This window comes from Acetobacter sp. P1H12_c (assembly GCF_018811975.1).
GTDB classification, from domain to species: domain Bacteria; phylum Pseudomonadota; class Alphaproteobacteria; order Acetobacterales; family Acetobacteraceae; genus Acetobacter; species Acetobacter persici.
Genome location: NZ_JACRVR010000001.1, coordinates 260,943 through 284,819, shown reverse-complemented (window position 1 = coordinate 284,819; position 23,877 = coordinate 260,943). Strand labels below are relative to the sequence as shown.

21 protein-coding genes and 1 other RNA gene are annotated in these 23,877 nt (G+C 59.3%); 7 read left to right on the top strand and 15 right to left on the bottom strand.

Annotation, left to right across the window (positions count from 1 at the left end; all coding sequences use genetic code 11):
• Positions 1-350: 350 nt before the first annotated feature.
• The 4 genes from KP699_RS01360 to KP699_RS01345 form a co-directional block, all read right to left on the bottom strand.
• Complete coding sequence (locus tag KP699_RS01360) at positions 351-1,334, bottom strand: quinone oxidoreductase (protein WP_215761380.1); 984 nt, start codon at positions 1,332-1,334, stop codon at positions 351-353.
• A gap of 57 nt (positions 1,335-1,391) precedes the next feature.
• Positions 1,392-2,417: an aromatic acid exporter family protein gene (locus KP699_RS01355; RefSeq protein ID WP_212355308.1), complete on the bottom strand. Its 1,026-nt coding sequence runs from the start codon at positions 2,415-2,417 to the stop codon at positions 1,392-1,394.
• Positions 2,418-2,466: 49 nt separating this feature from the next.
• Positions 2,467-4,035, bottom strand: coding sequence for a DegQ family serine endoprotease (locus KP699_RS01350; RefSeq protein ID WP_215761379.1), 1,569 nt, complete (start codon positions 4,033-4,035; stop codon positions 2,467-2,469).
• Between the two features lie 114 nt (positions 4,036-4,149).
• Complete coding sequence (locus KP699_RS01345; RefSeq protein ID WP_374196863.1) at positions 4,150-5,298, bottom strand: OpgC family protein; 1,149 nt, start codon at positions 5,296-5,298, stop codon at positions 4,150-4,152.
• A gap of 254 nt (positions 5,299-5,552) precedes the next feature.
• Here KP699_RS01345 and KP699_RS01340 point away from each other — a divergent pair, with 254 nt between their 5' ends.
• Positions 5,553-6,704 (top strand): Mrp/NBP35 family ATP-binding protein, encoded by a 1,152-nt coding sequence (locus KP699_RS01340; protein ID WP_237388862.1) that lies wholly within the window; start codon positions 5,553-5,555, stop codon positions 6,702-6,704.
• Positions 6,705-6,746: 42 nt separating this feature from the next.
• On the opposite strand, the gene KP699_RS01335 is transcribed toward KP699_RS01340, so the two are convergent.
• From KP699_RS01335 to thyX, 3 genes are all read right to left on the bottom strand, one after another.
• The gene (locus KP699_RS01335) at positions 6,747-7,034 is read right to left on the bottom strand and encodes a hypothetical protein (RefSeq protein ID WP_237388861.1); all 288 of its coding nucleotides are present in this window, start codon (positions 7,032-7,034) and stop codon (positions 6,747-6,749) included.
• A 151-nt stretch (positions 7,035-7,185) separates the two neighbouring features.
• Entirely contained in the window at positions 7,186-7,464 is a 279-nt protein-coding gene (locus KP699_RS01330; RefSeq protein ID WP_215761377.1) for a hypothetical protein, read from the bottom strand.
• Between the two features lie 10 nt (positions 7,465-7,474).
• A complete protein-coding gene (gene thyX, locus KP699_RS01325; protein ID WP_215761376.1) occupies positions 7,475-8,386 on the bottom strand; it encodes an FAD-dependent thymidylate synthase in 912 nt (303 codons plus the stop codon).
• A gap of 244 nt (positions 8,387-8,630) precedes the next feature.
• On the opposite strand from thyX, the gene KP699_RS01320 reads away from it, so the two are divergent.
• The 5 genes from KP699_RS01320 (at position 8,631) to KP699_RS01300 (ending at position 12,633) form a co-directional block, all read left to right on the top strand.
• Entirely contained in the window at positions 8,631-9,293 is a 663-nt protein-coding gene (locus KP699_RS01320; RefSeq protein WP_215761375.1) for an HPP family protein, read from the top strand.
• A 23-nt stretch (positions 9,294-9,316) separates the two neighbouring features.
• Positions 9,317-9,649, top strand: a transfer-messenger RNA (tmRNA) gene (gene ssrA / locus KP699_RS01315).
• Positions 9,650-9,934: 285 nt separating this feature from the next.
• Positions 9,935-10,483 carry an SspB family protein gene (locus KP699_RS01310; RefSeq protein ID WP_215761374.1) on the top strand — a complete coding sequence of 183 codons (549 nt, stop codon included), beginning with the start codon at positions 9,935-9,937 and terminating at the stop codon, positions 10,481-10,483.
• A gap of 42 nt (positions 10,484-10,525) precedes the next feature.
• On the top strand, positions 10,526-12,181 hold the full coding sequence (locus KP699_RS01305) for a fumarate hydratase (protein ID WP_215761373.1): 1,656 nt from the start codon (positions 10,526-10,528) through the stop codon (positions 12,179-12,181).
• 59 nt (positions 12,182-12,240) lie between these two features.
• Positions 12,241-12,633 (top strand): VOC family protein, encoded by a 393-nt coding sequence (locus KP699_RS01300; protein ID WP_212355291.1) that lies wholly within the window; start codon positions 12,241-12,243, stop codon positions 12,631-12,633.
• A gap of 13 nt (positions 12,634-12,646) precedes the next feature.
• Here KP699_RS01300 and KP699_RS01295 read toward each other — a convergent pair whose 3' ends face one another.
• From KP699_RS01295 to alr, 3 genes are all read right to left on the bottom strand, one after another.
• Positions 12,647-14,155 (bottom strand): glucoamylase family protein, encoded by a 1,509-nt coding sequence (locus KP699_RS01295; RefSeq protein WP_252346738.1) that lies wholly within the window; start codon positions 14,153-14,155, stop codon positions 12,647-12,649.
• A 515-nt stretch (positions 14,156-14,670) separates the two neighbouring features.
• Positions 14,671-15,930 carry a D-amino acid dehydrogenase gene (locus KP699_RS01290; protein WP_212355287.1) on the bottom strand — a complete coding sequence of 420 codons (1,260 nt, stop codon included), beginning with the start codon at positions 15,928-15,930 and terminating at the stop codon, positions 14,671-14,673.
• A 21-nt stretch (positions 15,931-15,951) separates the two neighbouring features.
• Positions 15,952-17,097 carry an alanine racemase gene (gene alr, locus KP699_RS01285; RefSeq protein ID WP_308164735.1) on the bottom strand — a complete coding sequence of 382 codons (1,146 nt, stop codon included), beginning with the start codon at positions 17,095-17,097 and terminating at the stop codon, positions 15,952-15,954.
• A 136-nt stretch (positions 17,098-17,233) separates the two neighbouring features.
• Between alr and KP699_RS01280 the strand changes: the two genes are divergently transcribed.
• Positions 17,234-17,686, top strand: coding sequence for an Lrp/AsnC family transcriptional regulator (locus KP699_RS01280; protein WP_035375174.1), 453 nt, complete (start codon positions 17,234-17,236; stop codon positions 17,684-17,686).
• A 22-nt stretch (positions 17,687-17,708) separates the two neighbouring features.
• Here the strand turns inward: KP699_RS01280 and rbfA are convergent, their stop codons facing one another.
• The 5 genes from rbfA to rimP are packed head-to-tail and all read right to left on the bottom strand — an operon-like array spanning position 17,709 to position 23,674.
• On the bottom strand, positions 17,709-18,179 hold the full coding sequence (gene rbfA, locus KP699_RS01275; protein ID WP_025829500.1) for a 30S ribosome-binding factor RbfA: 471 nt from the start codon (positions 18,177-18,179) through the stop codon (positions 17,709-17,711).
• Positions 18,176-20,851: a translation initiation factor IF-2 gene (gene infB, locus KP699_RS01270; RefSeq protein ID WP_077930638.1), complete on the bottom strand. Its 2,676-nt coding sequence runs from the start codon at positions 20,849-20,851 to the stop codon at positions 18,176-18,178. Before infB ends, rbfA begins: the two co-directional genes overlap by 4 nt.
• Positions 20,848-21,501 carry an RNA-binding protein gene (locus KP699_RS01265; protein ID WP_077930639.1) on the bottom strand — a complete coding sequence of 218 codons (654 nt, stop codon included), beginning with the start codon at positions 21,499-21,501 and terminating at the stop codon, positions 20,848-20,850. Before KP699_RS01265 ends, infB begins: the two co-directional genes overlap by 4 nt.
• 25 nt (positions 21,502-21,526) lie before the next feature.
• Positions 21,527-23,059, bottom strand: a complete 1,533-nt coding sequence (nusA, locus tag KP699_RS01260; protein WP_077930640.1) for a transcription termination factor NusA — start codon at positions 23,057-23,059, stop codon at positions 21,527-21,529.
• A gap of 30 nt (positions 23,060-23,089) precedes the next feature.
• Positions 23,090-23,674, bottom strand: coding sequence for a ribosome maturation factor RimP (gene rimP, locus KP699_RS01255; RefSeq protein ID WP_215761372.1), 585 nt, complete (start codon positions 23,672-23,674; stop codon positions 23,090-23,092).
• Positions 23,675-23,877 lie beyond the last annotated feature (203 nt).

Genomic DNA, 23,877 nt, shown 5'->3' with positions numbered 1-23,877 from the left:
GCTTTATCTGATCAGAAAATCAGACTTAGCCGCAGCATTTTTTCTTGCGGAAGAAATAAACCACAGCCGCAACCACGCCAGCAATCAGCAGACCGCGCACACAGGGAGATTTCGGGCATTTTACCGGACATTTCGGCATATCAGATATCCTTGCATTCTTTCTTGCTACCCGATGTACCGGGCAGACAGGTCAATCTAACGCATCCGTGACGGCCCGTCATGCCGTAACCGCCACATGTCTGTGCCTCTGTTGGCACGTCTTTAAAAAACGCCTCAGCCACCCCACCGTTCCATAATCCGGCAAGGAGCACCTCTTCGTGACGCGCCCTCACCAGCTGCGCCAGACCGTCTTACGGCAGGAGAATGGTGCTTCCGGTTGTCTTGCGCGACTCCAGAGCCCGATGCGCCTGCGCCGCATCTGTCAGCGTGTAATGCTGGCCAATGGCAGGCTTCAGCACGCCCTGCTCCAGCATACGGAACAGTTCCGCGGCAGACGCCTGAAGTTCGGCTTTGTCTGCAATATACGTCATCAGCGTCGGGCGGGTGAGATACAGGCTGCCGTGCGCCCCTAATGTGCCTACATCCACATCCGTAACCGGGCCGGACGCATTGCCGTAACTGACCATCAGGCCACGCGGGGCCAGACAGTCCAGACTGGTCTCAAACGTATCCTTGCCGATGCTGTCATACACAACCGGCACCATGGCGCCGTTTGTCAGGTCCTGCACACGCTGGGGCAGATTATCCGTGCCAATCAGCACATCCGCAGCTCCGCACGCGCGGGCCACATCCGCCTTTTCCTGCGTGGAAGTCACGCCGATCACCCGTGCGCCCAGATGCCTGCCCCACTGGCAGAGCAACTGCCCGACCCCTCCGGCGGCGGCGTAAACCAGAATGCTCTCGCCTTTACGCACCGGATAAACCTGCCGCAGCAGCATATGGGCGGAAAGCCCGCGCAGCATGACGGAGGCCGCCGTCCGGCAGGACACACTCTCAGGCAGCACCACAACCCGGTCCGCCGCAATCGTCCGGTAGTGCGCGTACCCGCCCAGAACCCCAGCGTAAGCAACGCGCATGCCGGGAATGAGGTCCTGCACATCCGGCCCCACAGCCTCAATCACGCCAGCACCTTCCATCCCCGGCACAGCGGGCAGAGACGGAAATTTATACAGGCCGGAGCGGAAATACGTATCAATAAAATTGACGCCGATCGCCTCCTGCCGCAGCAGAATTTCCCCTCGTGCGGGTCTGGGCACAGGCTGATGTTCCACGCTCAGAACACCGGGGCCACCCGGCGCATGGACTCGTATGACGGTATTGGCTTCATCATTCATGGCAGAACACTTTCCGTCTTAAAAAAGAGGCTGAACAATTCCATACACCAGCGCGCCTCAGGCCTGTCTGGTATCGTCCTGCGCCAGAAGCTGGATCAGGGTTTTCAGGTCCGTGCGGAGAACGCCCATCACAAACCGCATGATCTCATCATCCTGCGCCGTATCTTCCGGCAGCGCCGTAATCACTCCGGCCGCCACCCGATATTCCTCGCCCGTGCGGGCTACGGCTTCACCCTCACACCGTTCAATAATCCAGTCAAACGCACGCATCAGGCCGGGGTTGAGCGGGTCCGTCGCGTCATCCTGCCCGTCTGGGGGCGGATTTTCCGCCAGCAGAACCGCCCGCGTTACCACCAGAGCATCTGTCTGCAACTGCCGCAACGCCTTGGGGAGCGCCGCAAGCATAGGGTCCCGCTTTTCCAGAGGCCGCCAGTGTTCACGCCGGGCCTCTTCCACCGCTGTCTGCACCTTGCGCAGGGAGGCGATGCCCGCATCATTCAGATCCTGAATGTCCGACCAGCTCATGGCGTGGCTCCGGGCATGGGTGAGCATGGCGACACTCTGGCGCACCGTTGCCGCCGCGTTGCGAAAGGCATCCCGCCGCGCCTGTTCATGCAGCACAACATAAGTCACCAGCATGGACACCCCGACCCCCATCAGGATCGATAACACACGCTCGATCGGGAGCAGATACGGGTCATTCGGTGTTGCAAAGAGCGTCGCGATCATCAGCGTGACGACGCTCATCCGCGTGCCGGGCTTCCATGAGGCCAGAACCGCCAGCGGCACAAAGGCCACAGCAAAGGCTCTCCATAACGGCCAGTGGTACAGCAGGAGCGTAATAGGCAGGATACTGGCGGCCGCGCCGATCAGCGTGCCCACAAGCTGATACCGCCCGCTGGACAGGGTTTCCGTAATACTGCTCTGGGTGACAATCACCGAGGTGATCAGCGCCCAGCCCGGCTCCTGCAAATTTGTAAGCCAGGCCACAAACCCGCAAAGCCCGACAGAGACCAGAAGTCTGATGGTCTGCCGGACAACAGGGTTCCCCAGCCATGGGGCGGCAAAAAATTTAAACTGCATCAAAAACCTGTTCTGCCTTTACAAGACGGGTAAAGAACGCAGGACAGGCTCAGGGAGTGTCCTCACCATTCAGTGGGAACGGCACCCAGCGCAGACCATCGGCATCATGCACCAGCAGCAGGATGGATTTTTTGTGGGCCTTCTGAGCCGCTTCAATCCGCTTTTTGAGGTCCGCCGGGCTGGTCACTTCCGCCTGCTGCACCTCCGTCACCACATCCCCTTCCCGCAGGCCACGGTCAGACGCCAGCCCACCATCCTTCACGGACGTGACCAGCACACCTTTCTGGCCGGAAGGCAGGTTGTATTTCTGCCGTGCGGCTGCATCCAGCGGCCCGACTGAAAAGCCCAGCGCGGACAGGCTGACTTCCGCCGCCCCTTTAGGAGCCGCTGCGGGTTTGGCCTCCGGCTCCGCAGCCGGTTCGGGCAGCATGCCAATCGTCACCGGCACATCCACCATCTTGCCGTGACGCCACACGCCGAGATGCGCCACTGTGCCGACTGGCAACTGGGCGGAGAGGCGCGGGAGCGCCTTGCCTTCAATCGGCTGACCATCCAGCGTCTGAATGACATCGCCAGTCTGCAACTTCGCCTTGGCGGCGGGGCCATCTTTTTCCACACCGGCCACCAGCGCGCCGCGTGCGGGGCTGAGGCCCAGACCATCCGCAATATCCTGCGTCACGTTCTGGATGCGCACCCCCAGCCAGCCACGGGAGACTTTCCCGGTTTTGCGGAGCTGCTCCAGAATACCGCGAGCCTCGTTAGACGGAATGGAAAAGCCAATCCCCACAGAACCACCGGACGGCGAGTAAATGGCGGTGTTCACGCCAATCACGTTGCCATCCATATCAAACAGCGGGCCACCGGAATTGCCCTTGTTGATGGGCGCATCCGTCTGGATGAAATCATCATACGGCCCCTGATCAATATTGCGCCCGCGTGAGGAAATAATCCCGGCTGTCACCGTACCGGACAGACCAAACGGGTTGCCGATGGCCAGAACCCAGTCCCCGACCCGGCGCTTGTCACTATCCCCAAAATGCACGGCGGGGAGCGGCTTCTTGCTCTCCACTTTCAGCAGGGCCAGATCGGTCCGGTCATCATGCCCGACGGCGCGGGCCGTCAGCACCGTATTATCCTGCAACGTCACCGTGATTTTGTCGGCATGACGGATCACGTGGTTGTTCGTCACGATATAGCCTGCCGGGTCGATAATAAACCCGGACCCCAGCGCCTGCATCCGGCGCGGCGGCCCATCCGGGCTGTTCTGGCGGTTCATGAAATCATGGAAGAATTTTTCAAACGGTGAGCCCTGCGGGAAGTTGGGCATCTGGGGAAGCTGATCATCCCCGCCATCCCCCTCATCATCGTCATCTTCCGAACCGCTTTTGACGGTCTGGGTGGTGGAGACATTGACCACGGCTGGCAGCAGCCGGGCCGCGAGATCCGCAAAACTGTCTGGTGCGCCGTTTAACCGCCCCGCGACCGGCGCCGTGATTGCCTGCGGGGCTGTGGGCAGAGCAGCCCCCTCCGCCGCCCGTGCCACAACCGGGCCGGAAACCCCCGCCAGCAGCAGGCAGGACAAGGAACCGGCACGAAGAAGAGGGCTGAACAGGCGCATGGGCGAAACTACTCTCAAACGACAGAAATCACATCAGACCTCAATCTATCGCACGATCCTGCCTCATCGTCAGCCTGTTTTGCGCACCGGCCTTCCGGCCCCCACCTCAGCCCCTCATGCTGCGTTTGCCGCCCGCTGGCGCTTGCGATACCCATCCAGCCACGCGGCCAGCACCAGCAAAATGCTCAGCCCCACCACGTTGACGACAATCTGCAACAGCCAGCCATCCCCAAAGGTGCTGAACAGCAGGCGCGCATACAGGTCCAGCACGGTGCCCACCACAAAAATTTCCAGAGAATGCCGCCCCACACGGGCCAGAATCTGGCCCATGCGGCTTTCCGCCGCCCATTTGCGCGCAGCGGAGGAAGACTGCACCAGATAGAAAATGGCCATCACATCCAGCAGCCGCAAAGGCGAAAGCCAGCTTTTTTCCGGCATGATCATCGCGCCGAACGGCCGCAGGTCCGGCAACCCCCACAAAGCCCACGGAAAGGCCTGAAGGGCGGAAAACATCAGATACAGCACGCAGCACCCGGCCAGCAGATCCACCCGCGGGAAGTCCGCACCGCGCCGTTCCGTCTCAGCCGCGGCGGACGCCCCGAGCGCGAACAGAAACTGCCAGGCAAACGGGTTGAAATACCAGCCATCCGGGTCCAGCCAGTTGGGCAGATTGAGATCCGGGTCCAGATTGACCAGCATCCACATCGCGCCAGCCAGCAGCAGCGCGAGAGACCGGTGAATGCGCATCAGTACATAAAACAGCGGAAACCCGCCCAGCAAAACAATGTAGAGCGGCAGGATATTCAGGTTACTGGGCAGCGCGTCAAACATCATGACACGCCAGACCCAGCTCAGCCCGTGCGCCAGTTCCGGCTCCAGAAAATCCACCGGCACCAGCGTATAATGCCGCCACACACGGATGGTGAGGACATACACCATCACCATAATCGTCTGGCCGATATAAAGCTGTACGCACCGCCGGAAGATCCGGCCCAGACACACGGACACCCCGTATTTCCTGAAACCGCGCCCATAGGCCAGCCATGAGGCATAGCCTGCCAGCAGAACAAAGATTTCCGCCGCATCGGCAAAGCCGACATTGCGCATGGTAAAACGGTTGAGCAGGCTTTGCGGAATATGGTCCACAAACATCATCAGCAGCGCCACACCCCGCATGGCGTCAATCCGGTGGTCCCGCACGGAGCGCGCCACCGGCGGCGCAGGCTGAGAAGGTAAAGCTGAGGACAAAACAGGGCTTTCCATGCTAGACGGATCAGGCGGCAGGACGCTCATGATAACGGATCAGCCCCTTTTTCCATCAGACTTCAGACGCACACCAGATATCGGGCGACCAGTTCCTTCTTTACCCGCACCGAATTCCCGAAAAAAGCGGCAAAACGATGGGGTGGGCAAAACAGGACCCGTTCCGCCCCCTTGACGGCGGCGGCCTCATGCTGTTGCCAACAGGGCACAGGCCTTTCGCGCCGCACAGAAAGCCAGAGTCAGGACAAACAACCGTGGAACACTCTTCTCCCCTTCATCATGATGACGTTGCCCGTGTGCTGGATTCCGTGCGGGACACCAAAACAGGCCATTCCCTGCTGGCCCTGAGCAAGCTGGACGGGTTCCGGCTGGAAGACGGGCGGCTGAGTGTGGCGCTGGCCGCCAGCAAGGAACAGGCCGCAACCCTCGCCCCGCTATGTGATGCCGCCAAACCCGCGCTGGAAAAGCTGCCGGGGGTGCAGACCGCCATCGTCATTCTCACAGCGCACCGCCCCGGCCCGGCGTCCGGCGGCACGCCGGCTGCCCCTTCTGCTCCGGCACGCCCCAAAGCCTCGGGCGGTGGCCATCGTCCGTTTGGCGGTCCGGCCCCGGCACCGGATGCGCCGGTTCTGCCTGACGTAAAAGCCATTATCGCCGTAGCGTCCGGCAAGGGGGGCGTTGGCAAATCCACCACCGCCACCAATCTGGCAATTGGTCTGGCGCAGGAAGGGCTGCGCGTGGGGCTGATGGATGCGGATATTCATGGCCCGTCCCTGCACCGCATGCTCGGCACGGATACAAACAAACCGGACGTGCGCGAAGGCCGCCTGCAACCCATGCCGGTGTGGGGGCTGAAGGCTGTCTCCATTGGTATGCTGGTGGATGAAAAGCAGGCCATGATCTGGCGTGGCCCGATGGTGATGGGGGCCATCAATCAGTTTCTGACAGATGTGGACTGGGGGCCGCTGGATGTTCTGGTGGTTGATATGCCACCGGGCACGGGGGATGCCCAGTTGTCCCTGATGCAGAAAGTGCCGCTGGCAGGCGCTGTAATTGTGTCTACCCCGCAGGATATCGCCCTGATTGATGCACGGCGCGGCGTAAGCATGTTTGAGAAAATGAAGGTGCCGGTTCTCGGCCTGATTGAGAACATGTCCTACTTCTGCTGCCCGAACTGCGGCCATAATACCGAACTGTTCGGCCATGGCGGCGCAAGGAAGGAAGCCGAAGCCATGGGGGTGCCCTTCCTTGGGGAAGTGCCTCTTCTTGCCGATATCCGCTCCACCGGGGATGCAGGAGCGCCGATTGTCGCCAGTGCCCCTGACAGTGAGGGCGCTCAGGCCTTCCGCCGGATTGCGCAGGCGACCGCTGCAGCTCTGAAGGCGAAAAGCAGTCCCGCCGGTTAATGGCCGGGAGGCGGGTTATTCCCACCTCCCCCGGCGCAGGGTTTAGTGCTTTTTTGCAGGCGCTTTTTTGCCGCCAGCGGGCTTGTTTTCAAAAAACGCACGGCATTGCGGGCTGAGCTTGTCTTTTTTCCGTTCCATGCAGGCGGTAATTTTCTTTTCATTCGGGATGGCTAGCGCGCACAGCTTGAGGGCATCCCCTTTGCAGGCCTGCGTCTGCTTCTGGCGAAGAGAGTCATCCTCTGCATGAGCCGGAGCGAGTGTGCTGAACAAGGCAGCCGCCCCTACGGCCAGACCGAGTGTGCGTGCAAATCTGCGCTTCAAAATAGACATCTCGCTTCAATCCATTTTCTGTAAGAAAAATCAGCCAGCCGCAAAAACGATGACGTTTCTGACGATACAGAAAAGACACGTCTGGTCACCACACATCATCCTGATCGGCTGACCTGCACAAAAATAATGAATTTGACGGATGTGTCAATTTTTAATGGAAGCAGAGCGTCTTGTGGCTGTCCGGCCCCTGTGTTTCACACACATGCAGATGCTGGGGCTTCATATCTTTCGGGGCCGTAAAAAACAGATAGGCCCACACACCCACAAGCAGGGCTGCCACCACAAGAAAGGGCGTGAAATTCGGCAGGCGCTCTGCGGGCGGACGCAAGCCCTTCAGATCCTCCGGCGTGGCCGGAAACGGAGAGGACGCAGCCGGAACGCCCGCCTCACTCTCCGTAAAGGGCTCGTCTTGAAAAGAGGTCTTCTTCACAGGCTGGAACTCAGCCTTTCAGAACAGCCATCATTTCATCCCATTCCCGCTTACTCAGGCCGGAACCTGCCTGCTCCACCTGTTCCCCGGCCAGCATACGGCGCACAATTTTCAGCATCCCGGCAGAGAACGTCACCGCGCCCCGGCGATAATCCTCAAACGCAGCCGCCGTCTGCGGCACCCAGGCATGCAGGATTTTCAGCATGGCTTCCGCATAAACCCGGATTTCATACTGCGCATGCGGGTCCAGCCGCAGGGCCAGAAAATGCATCAGGTTGTGCAGATCAATCTTCCAGTACCACTGGGTATAGGTGTTCACGGTCAGGTTGATACGCGCCAGCTCACGCGCCAGACCGTAGCCATCCTCTTCCGTGCTCAGCATGGTCTCATAATTGCGGTAGGTGCGGATGGCATCATCCCGCAGAATATCCATAACGGCAGCGGCAGCATCCGGGGCCAGCACATCCCCACGGCCCTGACGGTTCACGGCACTCTGGGCCGCCATATGGTCCGGGGCCGGAATGTAGAATTCACTGTCGAGAATGGAATAACGGGCAGAATATTCGTTCACGCTGGCCATACGGTGGCGGATCCACTGCCGCGCCACAAAGATCGGCAGTTTGACGTGAAATTTCATCTCGCACATTTCAAACGGCGAGGAATGACGATGCCGCATCAGGTAGCGGATCAGCCCGGCATCTTCCGAGACCTTGCGCGTGCCGCGACCGTAGGAAACACGGGCCGCCTGCACAATGGCGGAATCGTCCCCCATATAGTCAATCACCCGCAGGAACCCGTGGTCGAGCACCTCCTGAGGTTCATAGAGCATGGCTTCCAGCGCGGGCACCGTTGGCCGACGGGTGGAGCTTGTTTCCTGGGCGTGCGCCGCAATTTCGGCGCGTTGAGCATCGGTCAGTGACATAGCCTCTCCCTAGCGCAAAATGCTCTGCGCGGAAATGATTCATCGCACCGGCAGGACGCTTATCGCAGCCTACATAAAGAGCAATTATCAGTTAATAATAAAATTTCATTAGACAGTGTCTATCTAATTATGACACCGGAAACGGTAGAATACGCAAATTATTTTACAATCGATATAAATAAAAATTAAACATTCATATGTAGTGGATACTGCATGTATGCGTAGCCTGTTCCAGAAATTTCCCATGCCTTCAGGACAAACAGGCGTTGGCATCCCGCTTTCTCTGGCAGCCGGTCCGGGAGCACTTTGTGGTATTCTGGCCAGCATGGGGCTGACCGCCCTGTGCGCGCCCGCCGCCCTGCCTGCTCTGGTCGCCCCCATCGGCGCGTCGTCCGTTCTGGTTTTTGCCATCCCCGCAAGCCCGCTGGCAAAACCGCGCGCAGTGATTATGGGCAACATCCTCTCCGCCGCGACCGGCGTGCTGGTCAGCCTGCTTATTGCCAATCCCATGCTTGCGGCGGGGCTCGCGGTAGGACTGGCCATTATGGTGATGAGCGCCACCCGCACCCTGCATCCGCCGGGCGGAGCCGCTGCTCTGACAGCGGTTATGCTGCACCCCTCTTCTGCCGGGCTGGAAACGGCTCTCCTCTTCCCGCTCATTCCCGTAGGGCTCAATTCCATCGTGCTGGTCTGCATCGGCATGATGTTTCACAGGCTTTCCGGCCACAGCTACCCGCACCATGCGGTCACCGTTCCCCACCAGACAGAAAAAGCCGCCGGACTGCACCGCGAGGATATTCTGGCGGCCCTCCATAAAACCGGGGAAACATTTGATATTGAAACAGAGGATCTGGAACGCCTGCTGATACTGGCTGAAGCCCATAGCAAACAGCGCCTTCCGGCCTGATGCGGCATGACGCCTGCTCCATTCCTCTTGCAAAACTGCCCCGTGCTCCTTATGTTCATCAGTGCCGGAGGGGCTTGCTCCTTGGCTATGGTGATAAACGGAACGTGGAATAATCGTTGTGGACCCGGGGGCAGTACCCGGCGTCTCCACCATTTTCAATCCGGCCTTACGGCCCGGACGGATGGGGACGAAACAGGCTCGACACGCGTGGTAAAGACCTTCCTTTTGCCCGGCATTGTACCGCCGTTATCGGGCTAAACTTACAAGTGCCAATGATAACACTGAGGTGCTCGCTGTCGCTGCATAAGCGATAAGCGCGGTTCGGGAGGGCACCGGGCAACAGAAGCCCTCCCACTTTAGCCGCCAGCAAACTGGCGTCCTTCCCCTAAAAAATTCTCCTGCGCAGAAATCAGGGATATGGCCTGGACCCAGGCCCGACACTCAGCACGTCCCGCAAACACCCCAGGCAGGCACGGATCAAGAACTTTTGAAGAGGCAGCGGTGGCGCGTCTGCCAGCCGGATGTGTTGCAGAATTATGCCATGCCGACTTGCACTTCCCCCCTCTTTCACGCATGGCTGACGGCAGAGTGATATGACAGAACGCCGGAATGTCGACCCGGCGCAAACGAGGAGAGCAGTCATGGCGGATGACCACGATAACACCCCGGAAAATGGCGTTTTCCCGCCAGAAAGCCTGCTGCCTTATGAAACATGGCTGGAGGACGCCTATCGTGGCGTCATGCTGAGCGCGCTGGACTATGTAAGCCGTGAAGGCCTTGCAGGAGAACATCATTTTTACCTGACATTCCGCACGGATATCCCCGGCGTGGTGATCCCGGACCGGCTCCGCGCGCAGTACCCGCATGAGATGACGATCGTGCTGCAACACCAGTTCTGGGACCTGAATGTGGACCGCACAGCAGGGAAAGTCTCGGTTGGTCTGTCCTTTGGCGGCGTCGGCTCCATTCTGGAAATTCCCGTGCGGGCCTTTACCGGTTTTGCGGACCCTTCCATCCATCTCAGCCTGCATTTCACGGCGGCGGAACCGGACGAAGAGTTCGCGCCTGTGGCAGAAGCCCCGACGGCCACCCCGGCTGGGGACGAGGCGGAAGGCTCAGCGGAAAGTGACTCCTCCTCACAGGTTGTCAGTCTTGACGCCTTTCGCAAGAAGGGGCCATCACCCGGTTAAGCCCCACTTTTCGGGGCAGGCCGACGGAGAGTTCAGCACATCATGACCAGCCAGCCCCCTCGCCCCCCGGTACCCGCCTTTACCTACTCCCCCATTTTTCCTCTGGGGGAGGACACTACGTCCTACCGGAAGGTGGATATCGCCGGTGTCAGCACATCGGAATGTGGCGGCAAGACCATCCTGCACATCACGCCCGAAGCCCTGACGGAGTTCACGGCGCAGGCCTTTCATGAAGTTGCGCATTATCTGCGCCCGGCGCACCTCAAGCAGCTTGCCAGCATCCTCCAAGACCCCGAAGCCTCGGACAATGACCGCTTCGTGGCGCTGGACCTGCTGAAAAATGCCTGCATTGCCGCAGGGGGCGTGCTGCCTATGTGTCAGGATACCGGCACCGCCATTGTTTTTGGCAAAAAAGGCCAGCGCGTGTGGGTGGAAGGTGATGAAGAAGTCGCCTTCTCCAAAGGTGTGTATGAAACCTATACCCGCACCAGCCTGCGCTATTCCCAGATGGCGCCCCTCAGCATGTTTGAGGAAAAAAACACCGGCACCAACCTGCCGGTACAGTGCGATATTTTCGCAAGCCCCGCCACGCATCATGATGAACAGTTTGACCTGATGTTTGTGGCCAAGGGCGGCGGTTCTGCCAACAAGACCTTCCTGTTTCAGGAAACCCGCGCCCTGCTGGGGTCCGAGCAGAAGCTGCTGGACTGGCTGGATGTTAAAATCAAAACACTCGGCACATCCGCCTGCCCGCCGTACCATCTGGCCATTGTGATTGGCGGCATGTCTGCCGAGCAGACGCTCAAGACCGTCAAACTGGCCTCCACCCACTGGTATGACAGCCTGCCCACCAGCGGCAGCATGACCGGCCACGCCTTCCGGGATGTGGAGATGGAGCAGAAGGTTCTGGAACTGACGCGCAAGCTGGGCATTGGCGCTCAGTTTGGTGGCAAATATTTCTGCCATGATGTCCGCGTGATCCGCCTGCCGCGCCACGGTGCCTCCCTGCCTGTCGGGATGGGCGTCTCCTGCTCGGCGGACCGGCAGATCAAAGCGCGCATCACGGCGGATGGCTTCTTTCTGGAAGAACTGGAGCATGACCCGGCCCGCTTCCTGCCGGAAACCACGGATGAACATCTGGAAGGCGAGGCCGTGAAAATCGACCTCAACCGCCCGATGGATGATATCCGCAAGGAACTCTCCCGCTACCCGGTCAAAACCCGCCTTGCGCTGACCGGTACAGTCGTTGTGGCGCGGGATATTGCCCACGCCAAATTCCGGGAACGGCTGGAACGCGGTGAGGGTCTGCCGCAATATCTGAAGGACCATCCCGTTTATTACGCTGGCCCCGCCAAAACGCCGGAAGGCATGGCAACCGGCTCCTTTGGCCCGACCACAGCCGGACGCATGGACTCCTACGTGGCCGAGCTTCAGGCCGCAGGCGGCTCCTACATCATGCTGGCCAAAGGCAACCGCTCCAAAGCGGTGAAGGAAGCCTGCCAGACTTATGGTGGCTTCTATCTGGGGTCCGTCGGTGGTCCGGCTGCCCGGCTGGCGCAGGACTGTATCCGCAAGGTTGAGGTGCTGGAGTATCCCGAACTGGGCATGGAAGCCGTGTGGAAAATCGAGGTTGAAGACTTCCCCGCCTTTATTGTTATCGACGACAAGGGAAATGACTTCTACGCTGAACTGAGCTGACACGTTCAGAATGCCCGCCTTATGGGAAGGCGGGCCAGCCAGAGGAGCCGGGTTGCTTCATGCGCTTTACTGTTGACCGGATGGACCATGCGGTCCTGACTGTAAGAGACCTCGAAATTTCTGCCTCATGGTACCAGCGCGTGCTGGGCATGGAGCGTGAGGAATACGGGCGCAACAACCGCACTGCTCTGCGTTTTGGGGGGCAGAAACTCAACCTGCGCCCGCAGGACGCCACAGGATGGGAGACCGCCGTGCATGCGCTGCCCGGCGGGAATGACTTATGTTTTGTCACCGCCGTCACAAGTGATGATGTGATTGAGCATCTGCAAAAATGCGGTGTGACCGTGGTGGAAGGCCCCGTTGCGCGGCTTGGCGCACTGGGGCCGATTACATCCGTCTATTGCCACGACCCGGACCAGAACCTGATTGAAATAGCGTCCTATCAGGGATAAACGCCGCCGGGTATCACCCTGCCTGCTGCGCACCGCTGCGGGCAGACGCCCGTGCGCGGGCATGCTGGCTGCCTGACTCAGGCTGGTCAGACGGGGCTGCGCTGGCATGCGTTGCGGAAGACGGTGCAGAGACATTGTCTGCGCCTTCCCCAAGCCAGCCCCCCCGGAACCCGGCTTTGAGCAAACCCTGCCTGATGGCCGGATTACGCTTCATGGTGTTCCACACCAGTCCGCTACGCCAGTTTTCAATCATCAGCAGAATCGGCCCCTGATCAATGCCCAGATAGGCCGTATCAGACCAGAAAGACTTGTCCGCGTTGTGGAAGCTGGGGTTGAAGGCATCCACAAACCCGTAACGGCTATAGATATGGCTGCCGTAACGGTGCTTCATTTCCCGCAGGGCTGGAATGGCAATTTCCGGAGCAAAGGCAACGGAACCACCCGCCGCCGTCGGGGCAATAGTGCCATCATCCTGCGTGTAATCACGCCCCGTCCCACGTGCGGAATAGGACATGAAATGGCGTGGCGTGCCCCCAACAGTCTGCGTCAGTTCCCCCGGCCCGTCACTCGCCGTCAGGCCCCACACATCTTTCCCGTAATCCTGCCATTTACCGGGGTTGGTCATGGCGTAGGTCCGCTGCGCGTAGGTGGCGCGGCGGCTGTTTTCAAAATAGTCGATGCCCTTTTCCCGGTTCCAGTCATCCTGAATCCCGCGGAAATCAATCCAGGAGTGGGTGTACTGGTGCCCGAACATGGGCGCAAAATTCAGCAGGGTCTGGCCGTAATACTCGCCCCACCGCCGGTCATTCGTCGTCAGCCAGACCTGCCATGAGGCAGAGTCCAGCGGATGTTTCTGAGAACCAAGGGCCAGAATATAGGCCATCATGCCCTCGCTGTACCCTTCCCAGTAATTCGGCAGGAACTGGCGCTCCGGGGACCATCCCATGCTCAGCCGCAGATCGGGGCGGCGCATCCAGACCCAGTCCACATTCTGATACAGCGTGTTGGCCAGCGTGCGAATTTCCGCTTCCTGCGCCGTATTCTGCGTATAATAACTTTCGGCAAACAGAATACCCTGCATCAGTAACGCAGTATCAATACTGGACAGTTCAATATCTTTATTAAAACGCAGTCCAGTATCTTTATTCAGAAAGTGATAGAAAAACCCGTGATAACCAGAGGATTTTTCCATGCTGTCATTCTGTGGCAGGCTGGAGAGATAACGCAGGGTGTTCAAAGTCCGCCCAATGGCCTGCTGGCGCGTAATGTAACCCCGCTCCACCCCGATGCCATATGCCGTCAGGCCAAAGCCGATGGAGGCAACACTCGCCTGTGTCTGGTCAGACGGGTAACGGTCCGGCACCAGTCCGGTCTTTGCATCCCCTGCTTCCCAGAACCACAGGAACGTCCGGTGTTCCAGATCCTCAATCAACGCCATATCGGTGCGGCTGGGCCTGAACACAACGCTGGTGGACAGGCGGGCCGCCTGCCGCTGCTGGCTGGCGGAAGGCGGCGCAGGCATTGCGGAAGTCTGTGGGGCCGCCACCTGCCCGTCCGCAGCCTGTGTATCCGCCGCGTGAGCCGCAACCGGCATCGCGATCAGGCTGCCCGCTCCGGCAAGCAGGCTGACGCCTAAAGAAAGCCGCTGGGCACAGGGAGGAACCGGTCGGCAGGCACGGCGTAAAAGAGAAACGAAACGGGAAGGCAAAAAAAACCAGTCTGGCAGCATAACGACCAAGGCCCATCCTATAAAAACATCAGGAGCAACATGAACATCCCTGTTCGGCCGCCACCACAGCATCCAAACGAAGCATATCTATGTCATACGCCAGCGGAAAATATGTTTTCTTAGAAAAACATTTTTTCTGCCTGATCGGTTTTACAGTTTTTTGAAAAAACATAGACCACACGCTTCTGCATGGCCTGCATGTTCAGCATGCAGAAAAGAAAACCGCCTGCCTTTTCGGGCAGGCGGCACGTCAAACATCATGACAATACTGGTTTTTTACAGAACTATGTCAGTTATGACATGAATTTTCAGGCTGTCTGGTAGCGGAAAATATTCAAGTCTTCATAGGCAATATCGGGTTTCTTGCCGGACATAATATCTGCCAGAACCCGGCCAGAACCACAGGCCATAGTCCAGCCCAGTGTGCCATGCCCGGTATTCAGGAACAGGTTTTCCAGCCCGGTACGGCCGATGATAGGTGTGCCATCCGGCGTCATGGGCCGCAGGCCTGTCCAGAAGGATGCACCCGGCACATCACAGCAGTCGGGGAACAGGTCCGTCACGGAATGTTCCAGCGTGGCGCGGCGTGGCGCCCGCAGGCGGCGACTGAACCCGGCCAGTTCCGCCGTGCCGCCCACCCGCACCCGGTCACCCAGACGGGTAATACCGATTTTGAAAGTTTCATCCATAATTGTTGAAACCGGAGCACGGTCCGCATTGGTGATATCTGCTGTCAGAGAATAGCCTTTTACCGGGTAGATCGGCAGCTTTATCCCCAGAGAACGCACCAGAGCCGGGGAGAAACTCCCCAGAGACAGAACATAGGAATCCGCAGTCAGCACGCCTTTGCTGGTCTCTACGCCGGTAATGCGGCCACCTTCGGATAAAAGCTGTTTGATGCGGGTATTATACAGAAATGTCACGCCAGCCTCTTCCGCCATTCTGGCAAGACGCTGGGTGAATTTGAACGCATCCCCCGTTTCATCACCCGGCAGGCGCAGGCCACCCACAATCTTGTTGGCGGCATCGGCCAGTCCCGGTTCCGCCTGTACACAGGCCGCCCGGTCCAGAACTTCATAGGGCACCTGATACTGCTTCAGCACCGCAATATCCTGCTCAGCACCATCAAGCTGCTTCTGGGTGCGGAAGACCTGCAATGTGCCCTGCTGGCGATCATCATACGTAATGCCCGTCTGGGCCCGCAGGTCCATCATGACATCCCGGCTATATTCCGCCAGACGCACCATCCGGCCTTTATTACGGTCATAGGCCGCAGTCGTGCAGTTTTCCAGCATCTGTACAAGCCATGTCCACAGATGCGGGTCCGGCATTGGCCAGAAAACGAAGGGCCGGTACGCCATCATCAGCCATTTGATGGATTTCAGCGGCACACCCGGCCCGGCCCACGGGGCGGAATAGCCCGGAGAAACCTGCCCCGCATTGGCAAAACTGGTTTCCATCCCGGATTCCGGCTGACGCTCGACCACCGTGACCTCGTGGCCGGCCTGCGCCAGATACCAGGCCGAGGTTACGCCCACAACACCACCACCAAGAACAACAACCTTCATGGTAAACGCCTTTTTAGAAATTCAGATGTTCTGTTCAGTATTTTTATAAACACGATGATAGCGCCGCCCGAGCGACGTCAGCACTTCGTACCCTATGGTGCCTTCAGCCGCCGCCAGTGCGTCCACCCCATAGGCGTCATTCAGCAGATCAACCGTATCATCCGCGGTGATCTGCCCTTCCGGAATGGCGGAGATATCCACCGTCATGGAATCCATGGAGACGCGCCCAAGCAGAGGCAGCCTCTGGCCCCGGAACCACGCACACCCTTTGGCAGCCCCCTGCCGGGCAAAGCCATCCGCGTAGCCGGTGGCGATGGTCGCGACACGCCGTGGCCCGTCTGCCTGCCATGTCAGCCCGTATCCCACCCGATCTCCCTTGGATAACTGCCGGATTTGCAGAATATGCGCCTGCAATGTCACAACCGGTGCAAGAGGATTGGGGTCGGATGTGTTCGGGGCAATGCCGTACAAAGCCGCACCGGGCCGGACAAGACTCTGATGAAACGCTTCCCCCAGAAAAATACCGGAGGATGCCGCAAGGCTGAGAGGAGCCTTTGGCAGCAGAGCGGCATATGTCTGCAACGTGCGGAGCTGGTCCGCATTGGCAGGGTTTTCCGGCGTATCAGCGCAGGCCAGATGGCTCATGATCAGGCTGAGAGAAATACCCGTCAGGCGCTCAGGCTCCTGTACCAGACGCTGGACATCCGCGCCGGAAAGACCAAAGCGGGACATGCCGGTATCCAGTTGCAGGACCGCATCCAGCGGGCGATCAAGCTGTTTTGCCAGACTCTGCAACTGACTGATCTGCTCAAGAGAATTTAAAACCGGACGCAGGCCGGAGCGAACACAGTCTTCCACGGCTTCAGGGCGCGCGCCGTGCAACACGGTAATCTGCGTAGCCGGGGAGACCCATTGCCGCAGAGCCAGACCTTCATCCACATGCGCGACAAAAAAATGCCGCGCTCCGGCCTGCTCCAGCACCGGCGCAACCTGCGCAGCCCCCAGGCCATACGCATCTGCCTTGACGACGGCGGCACAGAGCGCGCCGGGGGTTCTGGCGTCCAGCAGACGATAGTTTGCAGCAATCGCGGCAAGGTCAACCGTCAGAATTGCTCCGGCCCGATGTGCTGGCCAGTCAGGAGAAACAGAAACACAGGAAGACGCCACAGCTAACCATCCAGAATATTTCGACTCCAAAACCTTAACAAAAAGCCTGTGGAATATCCTGTCGATCAGCCGCATAAAATGCGACACATCTCCAAATTTCCTGTAGATTATGCGAAGAAAAGCAGGATATCGCCTTATGATCTTCGACCGCCTGACAGACGCGATTTTACGCCACCTTCAGCATGATGGCCGCATGAGCAATGCGGAACTGGCCCAGAAGGTCGGGCTCTCTCCGTCCGCCTGTCTGCGCCGGGTTAAAATACTGGAACAGGAAGGCGTTATTCAGGGCTACCGCGCTATTATTGATAAAAACGCGGTCCATAGTATGTCCACCGTCATTGTGCAGATCACACTGGAACGGCAGACCGATGATTGCCTGCGCCGCTTTGAAAGCCGGGCGCGCGAATGCCCGGATGTCAAAGAATGTTACCTCATGACGGGAGACGCAGATTATCTGCTGCGCGTGGAAGCCCGCGACATGTCAGATTACGAACGGATTCATAAAGAAGAATTATCCCGGATGCCGGGGGTGGTGCGGATACAAAGTAATTTTGCCATCCGCCCCGTCGTTCAGCCATGGAAGAGCTGAACAGCCAGAAAAGCTGGAAGTCTCAGTCTTCCGGCTCTTCCTCATCGTGGTCTTTAGACCCCAGATCGCGCTGAACATCCGGGGATTTCAGCAGCGAATCCATATGCATCGCGACATCCAGTGTCGTGTCCGGCTGGAAATGCAGTTCCGGTGCTGCGCGCAGACGCAGCTTGTGGGACATCTGGGTCCGCAACCATGGCCCGACCCGCTTGAGAGCGGGCAGCAACGCATCGACATCGCTTCGGCCAAGGCGTGCCACAAAAACCGTGGCGTGTTTAAAGTCGGGAGAAAGCCGGACTTCCGTCACCGTGACCGTAGCATCCGCCAGATCCGGGTCGCGGAATGTGGTGCGGGCAAACAGTTCCGCCAGCACGCGCCGCACTTCTTCACCCACGCGCAACTGGCGCTGGGACGGCCCTAATGGAGAAAGACCGGCGAGATATCCCGCCGGTCCTGCATTCCCTGCCTTGCCTGATCCGTTGCGACGACTCATGCAGGCACCAGTTCGCTTTCAAAGCACTCGACCACGTCACCTTCACGCAGGTCATTATACCCCGCGAAAGACAGACCGCACTCGTAGCCTTTGGCCACTTCCTTCACATCGTCCTTGAAGCGTTTGAGCTGGCTCAGATCACCTTCATGGATCACCACGCCATCACGCAGCAGACGCACACCACAGCCGCGCTTGACCACGCCTTCCGTAATGTAGCAACCGGCCACTTTGCCGACCTTGGTAATTTCGAAAACCTTGCGGATTTCGGCATAACCCAGGAACTTCTCGCGATGTTTGGGCGCAATCTTGCCGCGCACCAACTGTTCCACGTCATCCGCCACCTGATAGATGATGGAGTAGTAGCGGATTTCCACACCCTCGCGCTGGGCGAGTGTGCGGGCCTGCGCCGTGGCACGCACGTTGAAAGCGATGATGATGGCGTCAGACGCTTTGGCGAACTGCACATCACTTTCCGTGATCTGCCCCACCGTTGCGTTGAGCACCCGCACCGCGACTTCTTCATGCGCCAGCTTCAGCACGGTTGTCTGAATGGCTTCAGCAGACCCCTGCACGTCGGCCTTGATAAGGACCGCGACTTCCTTCTGCTCACCAGCCTGAATCCGCGCCAGCATCTGGTCCAGCGTGCCGCGGGCGGCAACCTGACCAGCAACCTGATGCTCCTTCAGTTTCCGCTGACGGAACTCGGAAATCTCACGGGCGCGGTTTTCATTTTCCACGACAACAAACGGAGCACCAGCAGACGGCACACCTGTCAGGCCGAGAATTTCAACCGGCATGGACGGCGTTGCATCCGTAATCTGACGACCACGATCATCCAGCAGCGCACGCACACGGCCCCATTCAGAACCAGCCACAACAATGTCGCCTTTATGCAGGGTGCCTTTCTGCACCAGCACAGAGGCCACAGAACCACGGCCACGATCCAGACGGCTTTCAATCACCGCACCTTCCGCAGAGCGGTCCGGATTGGCTTTCAGGTCGAGAATTTCGGCCTGCAGAAGAATGGCTTCTTCAAGCTGTTCCAGACCAAGACGCTTGGTGGCAGACACTTCCACGTCCTGAACGTCACCGCTCATGGATTCCACAACAATCTCGTGGTTCAGCAGTTCCTGCCGCACCCGGTCCGGGTTTGCACCCGGCTTGTCGATCTTGTTGATCGCCACAATGATCGGCGCATTCGCAGCCTTGGCGTGTTTGATGGCTTCAATTGTCTGCGGCATCACGCCGTCATCCGCTGCCACCACCAGCACCACCACGTCGGTAATGGATGCACCACGGGCACGCATGGCGGTAAACGCCTCATGGCCCGGTGTATCCAGGAACGTGATCTTCGCGCCAGACTTCAGCGTGACCTGATAGGCACCGATATGCTGGGTAATACCACCGGCTTCCCCTGCGGCCACATCCGTGGTGCGCAGCGCATCAAGCAGGGAGGTCTTACCATGGTCAACATGGCCCATCACGGTCACAACCGGCGGACGAGAAACCAGCTCTTCGGGCTGATCCTCAACGCCTTCGATCCCCAGTTCGACGTCGCTTTCAGAAACACGGCGCACACGGTGACCGAATTCTTCAACAATCAGCTCGGCCGTATCGGCATCAATGCTCTGCGTGACAGTCGCCATGACGCCGTTTTTCATCAGCGCCTTGATAACCTCACCCTGACGGGCGGCCATACGGTTGGCGAGTTCCTGCACGGTAATGGTTTCCGGCAGGATCACATCACGCACCACGCGGACCTGATCGGCACGCAGGCGTTCAAGCTCGGCCTGACGGCGTTCACGCTCACGCTGACGACGGACAGATGCGAGTGAACGCGTCTTGTCATCATCCCCTTCGATCGCGGCCTGCACGTCAATACGGCCTGCACGGCGCCCGGAATCATTTTTACGCGGCCCGGCGCTCTTGCGGCTCGGCGGTGCACCGCTGCCACCCGGACGGCGTGCGGGCGCACGACGCGGTTCATCATCGCCTTCAGCGCCACGGCCACGCAGACGCAGGGTCTGAGCCGCCGGAGCTTCCGCACCCGTGCTCGCAGCAGGCTGCGGGCGGGGTGTTGCGGGTTTGAGCGGACGAGCCGGCATGATCGCACGTTCGGCCAGAGGCTTCAGGCGATTAACGGGCGGTGCAAGCGTCACTTCACCCGGAATCGGCACAGCCGACACAACGGGGCCTTTCGGCTCGATCGGCTTGATGGCGTCAATACGGGCCTTACGTTCGGCTTCTTCCGCCTCAACCTGAGCAGCGGCCTGCTCTTCCGCAGCACGCTTTTCGTCTTCTTCCCGACGACGTGCTTCTTCAGCCGCAGACAGGATCTGAATCTTTTCCTGTTCGCGCCGTTCGGCCTCACGCCGTTCAGCCTCAGCAGCTTCTTTTGCCTGCTCCACCAGCACACGCTGGCGCATGGCCAGTTCAGCAGCCGTCAGGGTGCGACCACCCCCGGCCCGCCCGCCGGCACCTCGACCACCAGCGCCACCAGGAGTACCGGGGCCACGCTTTTTGCGCACCTCAACCTGTACAACCTTCGAACGCCCATGGCTGAAACTCTGCCGCACGGACCCGGCATCAACCGTCCGTCCGACGTCCGAACGCCCTGCCGGTCGAAGGGACAGACGCCCCTTGCCCTGATCCTGATCCTTGCCTTCGCTCATTGACCCGCCTGTTCACACCCATCCGCCGGAAAGGTCCGACGAACCCGGGAGCCGCCATCGGCAACCCCCGAAAAACGCTTATTCTCACAACACAGACGCGAGGCCAGAACCCCGGCCGCCAGCGCCGCATTCACAACTCGCTCCCGCCCGAAAACCTTTGCAAGGTCTTCCGTTGAGAGCGCCTCAACCACGGGGAGGTCCCTGGCGCCCGACATGAGCCGCCCAAGTTCATCTCCGCTTCCATCCGATGCGTGAACGATCACCGCAGCACGACGCTGCGCAACCCATTCCCGCACCTTCATAAAACCGCTTATGGACTGCCCGGCACGCCGCGCCAGCCCAAGAAGTTCCACCATGCGCCGGAGCAGACCCGCCTCCACCTGAGCGGACAGATCTTCCGGTACTGTAACCTGGCACCGCGCGGCGCGTGCGAACACGCCGCGTTTGCGGGCCTGTTCTATCACATCCCGCCGGGCGCTCAACCATATTCCCCGTCCGGGAAGACGGGCATCCAGATCCGGGACAACAACACCAGAGGGTGACACCACAAACCGTATCATCAGGGAGGGCTGCCCCTGCTCCCGCGTTACCGCGCAACGCCGCAGGGGACCTTTCTCATCATCATACGCTTCGGGCAAATCACCACTCATTGTTCGTCAGGCCCGAAGTCCCTGCTCAGCCTTCTTCCTGATCGGAAGGCTTACCCTCTTCTCCATCAAACCAGTGAGCACGCGCCGCCATGATGATTTCATTGGCAGCATCTTCCTCAATGGCATCGGATCCGAGAATCTCGACAAGCTCGTCACCAGCCAGGTCAGCGAGGTCGTCGAGGGTTTTTACACCCTTTTCACCCAACGTCACAAGCATCTGGTTCGTGAAGACCCCGAGATTGGCGATATCGTCCGTTACACCAAGCTCACGGCGCTTGGCATCAAGGTTTTCTTCCTGACGCACCAGATAGGCTTCGGCGCGCTGAACCAGCTCACCCACCACCGACTCGTCAAAGCCTTCAATACCAATCAGCTCGTCCGGGTCAGCATAGGCCAGTTCTTCAACCGTGTGGAATCCTTCTGTGACCAGCAGCCCTGCAATGACGTCATCAACGTCCAGCGCTTCCACAAACAGATTGGTCCGGCGGCGGAATTCTTCCTGACGGCGTTCGGATTCTTCCGCTTCCGTCAGAATATCAATATCCCAGCGCGTAAGCTGGCTGGCCAGACGCACGTTCTGACCACGGCGGCCGATGGCCAGCGAAAGCTGTTCATCCGGCACAACCACTTCAACGCGGCCGGCTTCTTCATCCATCACCACCTTGCTGACTTCAGCCGGAGCAAGGGCATTCACCACAAACGTGGCAGCCTGCGGGCTCCAGGGGATGATGTCGATTTTCTCACCCTGCAATTCCGCCACAACGGCCTGCACGCGGGAACCACGCATACCAACGCAGGCCCCGACCGGGTCGATGGACGCATCACGGGAGATAACGGCCATTTTTGCGCGGGAACCGGGGTCACGCGCCACAGCCTTGATCTCGATGATGCCATCGTAGATTTCCGGCACTTCCTGCGCAAACAGCTTGGCCAGAAAGGCCGGATGCGTGCGGGAGAGGAAAATCTGCGGGCCACGCGGTTCGTCACGCACATCATAGATATAGGCGCGGACGCGGTCCGAGTTGCGGAATGTTTCACGCGGGATCAGTTCGTCACGGCGCAGCAGCGCTTCCGCAGAGCCGATTTCAACCATCAGGTTGCCATACTCGGTCCGCTTGACGGTGCCGTTCACAATCTCGCCCACGCGGTCCTTGAACTCATTGTACTGGCGCTTGCGTTCATATTCACGCACGCGCTGGACAATCACCTGCTTGGCGGTCTGGGCGGCAATACGGCCAAAATCAATCGGCGGCAGCGGATCAACCAGATACTCGCCAGCCTTGATTTCAGGCTGGAACTTGCTGGCAATCGCCAGCGGGATCTGGGTTTCTTCGTTCTCTACCGTCTCAACCACTTCAGTCCAGCGGGAAAGGCGGACTTCCCCGGTCCGGCGGTCAATCGTCGCGCGAATATCTTTTTCGTGCCCGTATTTTGCACGACCGGCCTTCTGGATGGCCTGCTCCATGGCCTCCAGAACTTCCTCGCGCTCGATTCCTTTCTCGCGCGAGACAGCATCTGCAACCAGCAGCAGTTCAGGACGGGAAACAGAGGTATCCATACTCTCAGCTCTCCAAAGCAGGCGGCTTGATCAGTGTAACTTGCGCCCGGCCGGATCTTTTTCCCCGACCTTGCTCTTTTCTTCTTCACCCGTCTCGGCCGGGCGCGCCATCTGCGCGCTCGCCTCGATCAGGGCATCTGTCAGGACCAGTCTTGCCCGCCGGATTTCTTCCAGCGGCAGGGCGGCCTCGGTCCCATCATCCAGCCGCAGCCGGGCAATACCATCTTCCGCCCCAAGCACAACACCGGAAAACCGGCGGCGGCCGTCAATCGGCACCAGCACTTCGGCCTTGGCCTGATGCCCGGCAAAGCGGTTCCAGTCCTTGGCGCGGGTCAGTGGTCTGTCGATTCCCGCAGAGGAAACTTCCAGAGTCCACGCCCCCGGAATAGGGTCTTCCACATCCAGCACGGCGCCAACCGCATGGCTGATACGTTCGCAATCTTCCACGCTGATCAGCGAACCATCCGCGCGGTCTGCCATGATCTGCACGGTCGGGCTTTCACGCCCCAGCACCGCAATGCGGACAATTTCATATCCCATGTCTTCCAGCGTTGGCGCCACAAGGGCGACAAGCCGGGCTTCAAGACCGGAATGAGCAGGCAGATCAGCGTCCAATGCAAAAAAGGCGGCCCGTCAAGGCCACCCCCCAAAATTCTGAATTCAATGAAAGGATGATCCTCCATGTAGGGGATACACCGCCACGCTGCAAGAGCGGAAAGAGAGTCGCCTGCCCCGCCCGGCTGAATTCGTGAAAAAGAAATTAATCAGACATATTCTTTTTTCAGGCCTTTGCTGCAGTCTCAGCCCTTGCGCTTTCC

What these genes read in the sequence shown, in the direction of transcription:
- KP699_RS01360 (WP_215761380.1), bottom strand. Translation starts at nt 1,334, where the DNA reads ATGAATGATGAAGCCAATACCGTCATACGAGTCCATGCGCCGGGTGGC.
- KP699_RS01355 (WP_212355308.1), bottom strand. Translation starts at nt 2,417, where the DNA reads ATGCAGTTTAAATTTTTTGCCGCCCCATGGCTGGGGAACCCTGTTGTC.
- KP699_RS01350 (WP_215761379.1), bottom strand. Translation starts at nt 4,035, where the DNA reads ATGCGCCTGTTCAGCCCTCTTCTTCGTGCCGGTTCCTTGTCCTGCCTG.
- KP699_RS01345 (WP_374196863.1), bottom strand. Translation starts at nt 5,298, where the DNA reads ATGGAAAGCCCTGTTTTGTCCTCAGCTTTACCTTCTCAGCCTGCGCCG.
- KP699_RS01335 (WP_237388861.1), bottom strand. Translation starts at nt 7,034, where the DNA reads ATGTCTATTTTGAAGCGCAGATTTGCACGCACACTCGGTCTGGCCGTA.
- thyX (WP_215761376.1), bottom strand. Translation starts at nt 8,386, where the DNA reads ATGTCACTGACCGATGCTCAACGCGCCGAAATTGCGGCGCACGCCCAG.
- KP699_RS01320 (WP_215761375.1), top strand. Translation starts at nt 8,631, where the DNA reads ATGCCTTCAGGACAAACAGGCGTTGGCATCCCGCTTTCTCTGGCAGCC.
- KP699_RS01310 (WP_215761374.1), top strand. Translation starts at nt 9,935, where the DNA reads ATGGCGGATGACCACGATAACACCCCGGAAAATGGCGTTTTCCCGCCA.
- KP699_RS01305 (WP_215761373.1), top strand. Translation starts at nt 10,526, where the DNA reads ATGACCAGCCAGCCCCCTCGCCCCCCGGTACCCGCCTTTACCTACTCC.
- KP699_RS01300 (WP_212355291.1), top strand. Translation starts at nt 12,241, where the DNA reads ATGCGCTTTACTGTTGACCGGATGGACCATGCGGTCCTGACTGTAAGA.
- KP699_RS01295 (WP_252346738.1), bottom strand. Translation starts at nt 14,155, where the DNA reads ATGCCTGCGCCGCCTTCCGCCAGCCAGCAGCGGCAGGCGGCCCGCCTG.
- KP699_RS01290 (WP_212355287.1), bottom strand. Translation starts at nt 15,930, where the DNA reads ATGAAGGTTGTTGTTCTTGGTGGTGGTGTTGTGGGCGTAACCTCGGCC.
- KP699_RS01280 (WP_035375174.1), top strand. Translation starts at nt 17,234, where the DNA reads ATGATCTTCGACCGCCTGACAGACGCGATTTTACGCCACCTTCAGCAT.
- rbfA (WP_025829500.1), bottom strand. Translation starts at nt 18,179, where the DNA reads ATGAGTCGTCGCAACGGATCAGGCAAGGCAGGGAATGCAGGACCGGCG.
- infB (WP_077930638.1), bottom strand. Translation starts at nt 20,851, where the DNA reads ATGAGCGAAGGCAAGGATCAGGATCAGGGCAAGGGGCGTCTGTCCCTT.
- KP699_RS01265 (WP_077930639.1), bottom strand. Translation starts at nt 21,501, where the DNA reads ATGAGTGGTGATTTGCCCGAAGCGTATGATGATGAGAAAGGTCCCCTG.
- nusA (WP_077930640.1), bottom strand. Translation starts at nt 23,059, where the DNA reads ATGGATACCTCTGTTTCCCGTCCTGAACTGCTGCTGGTTGCAGATGCT.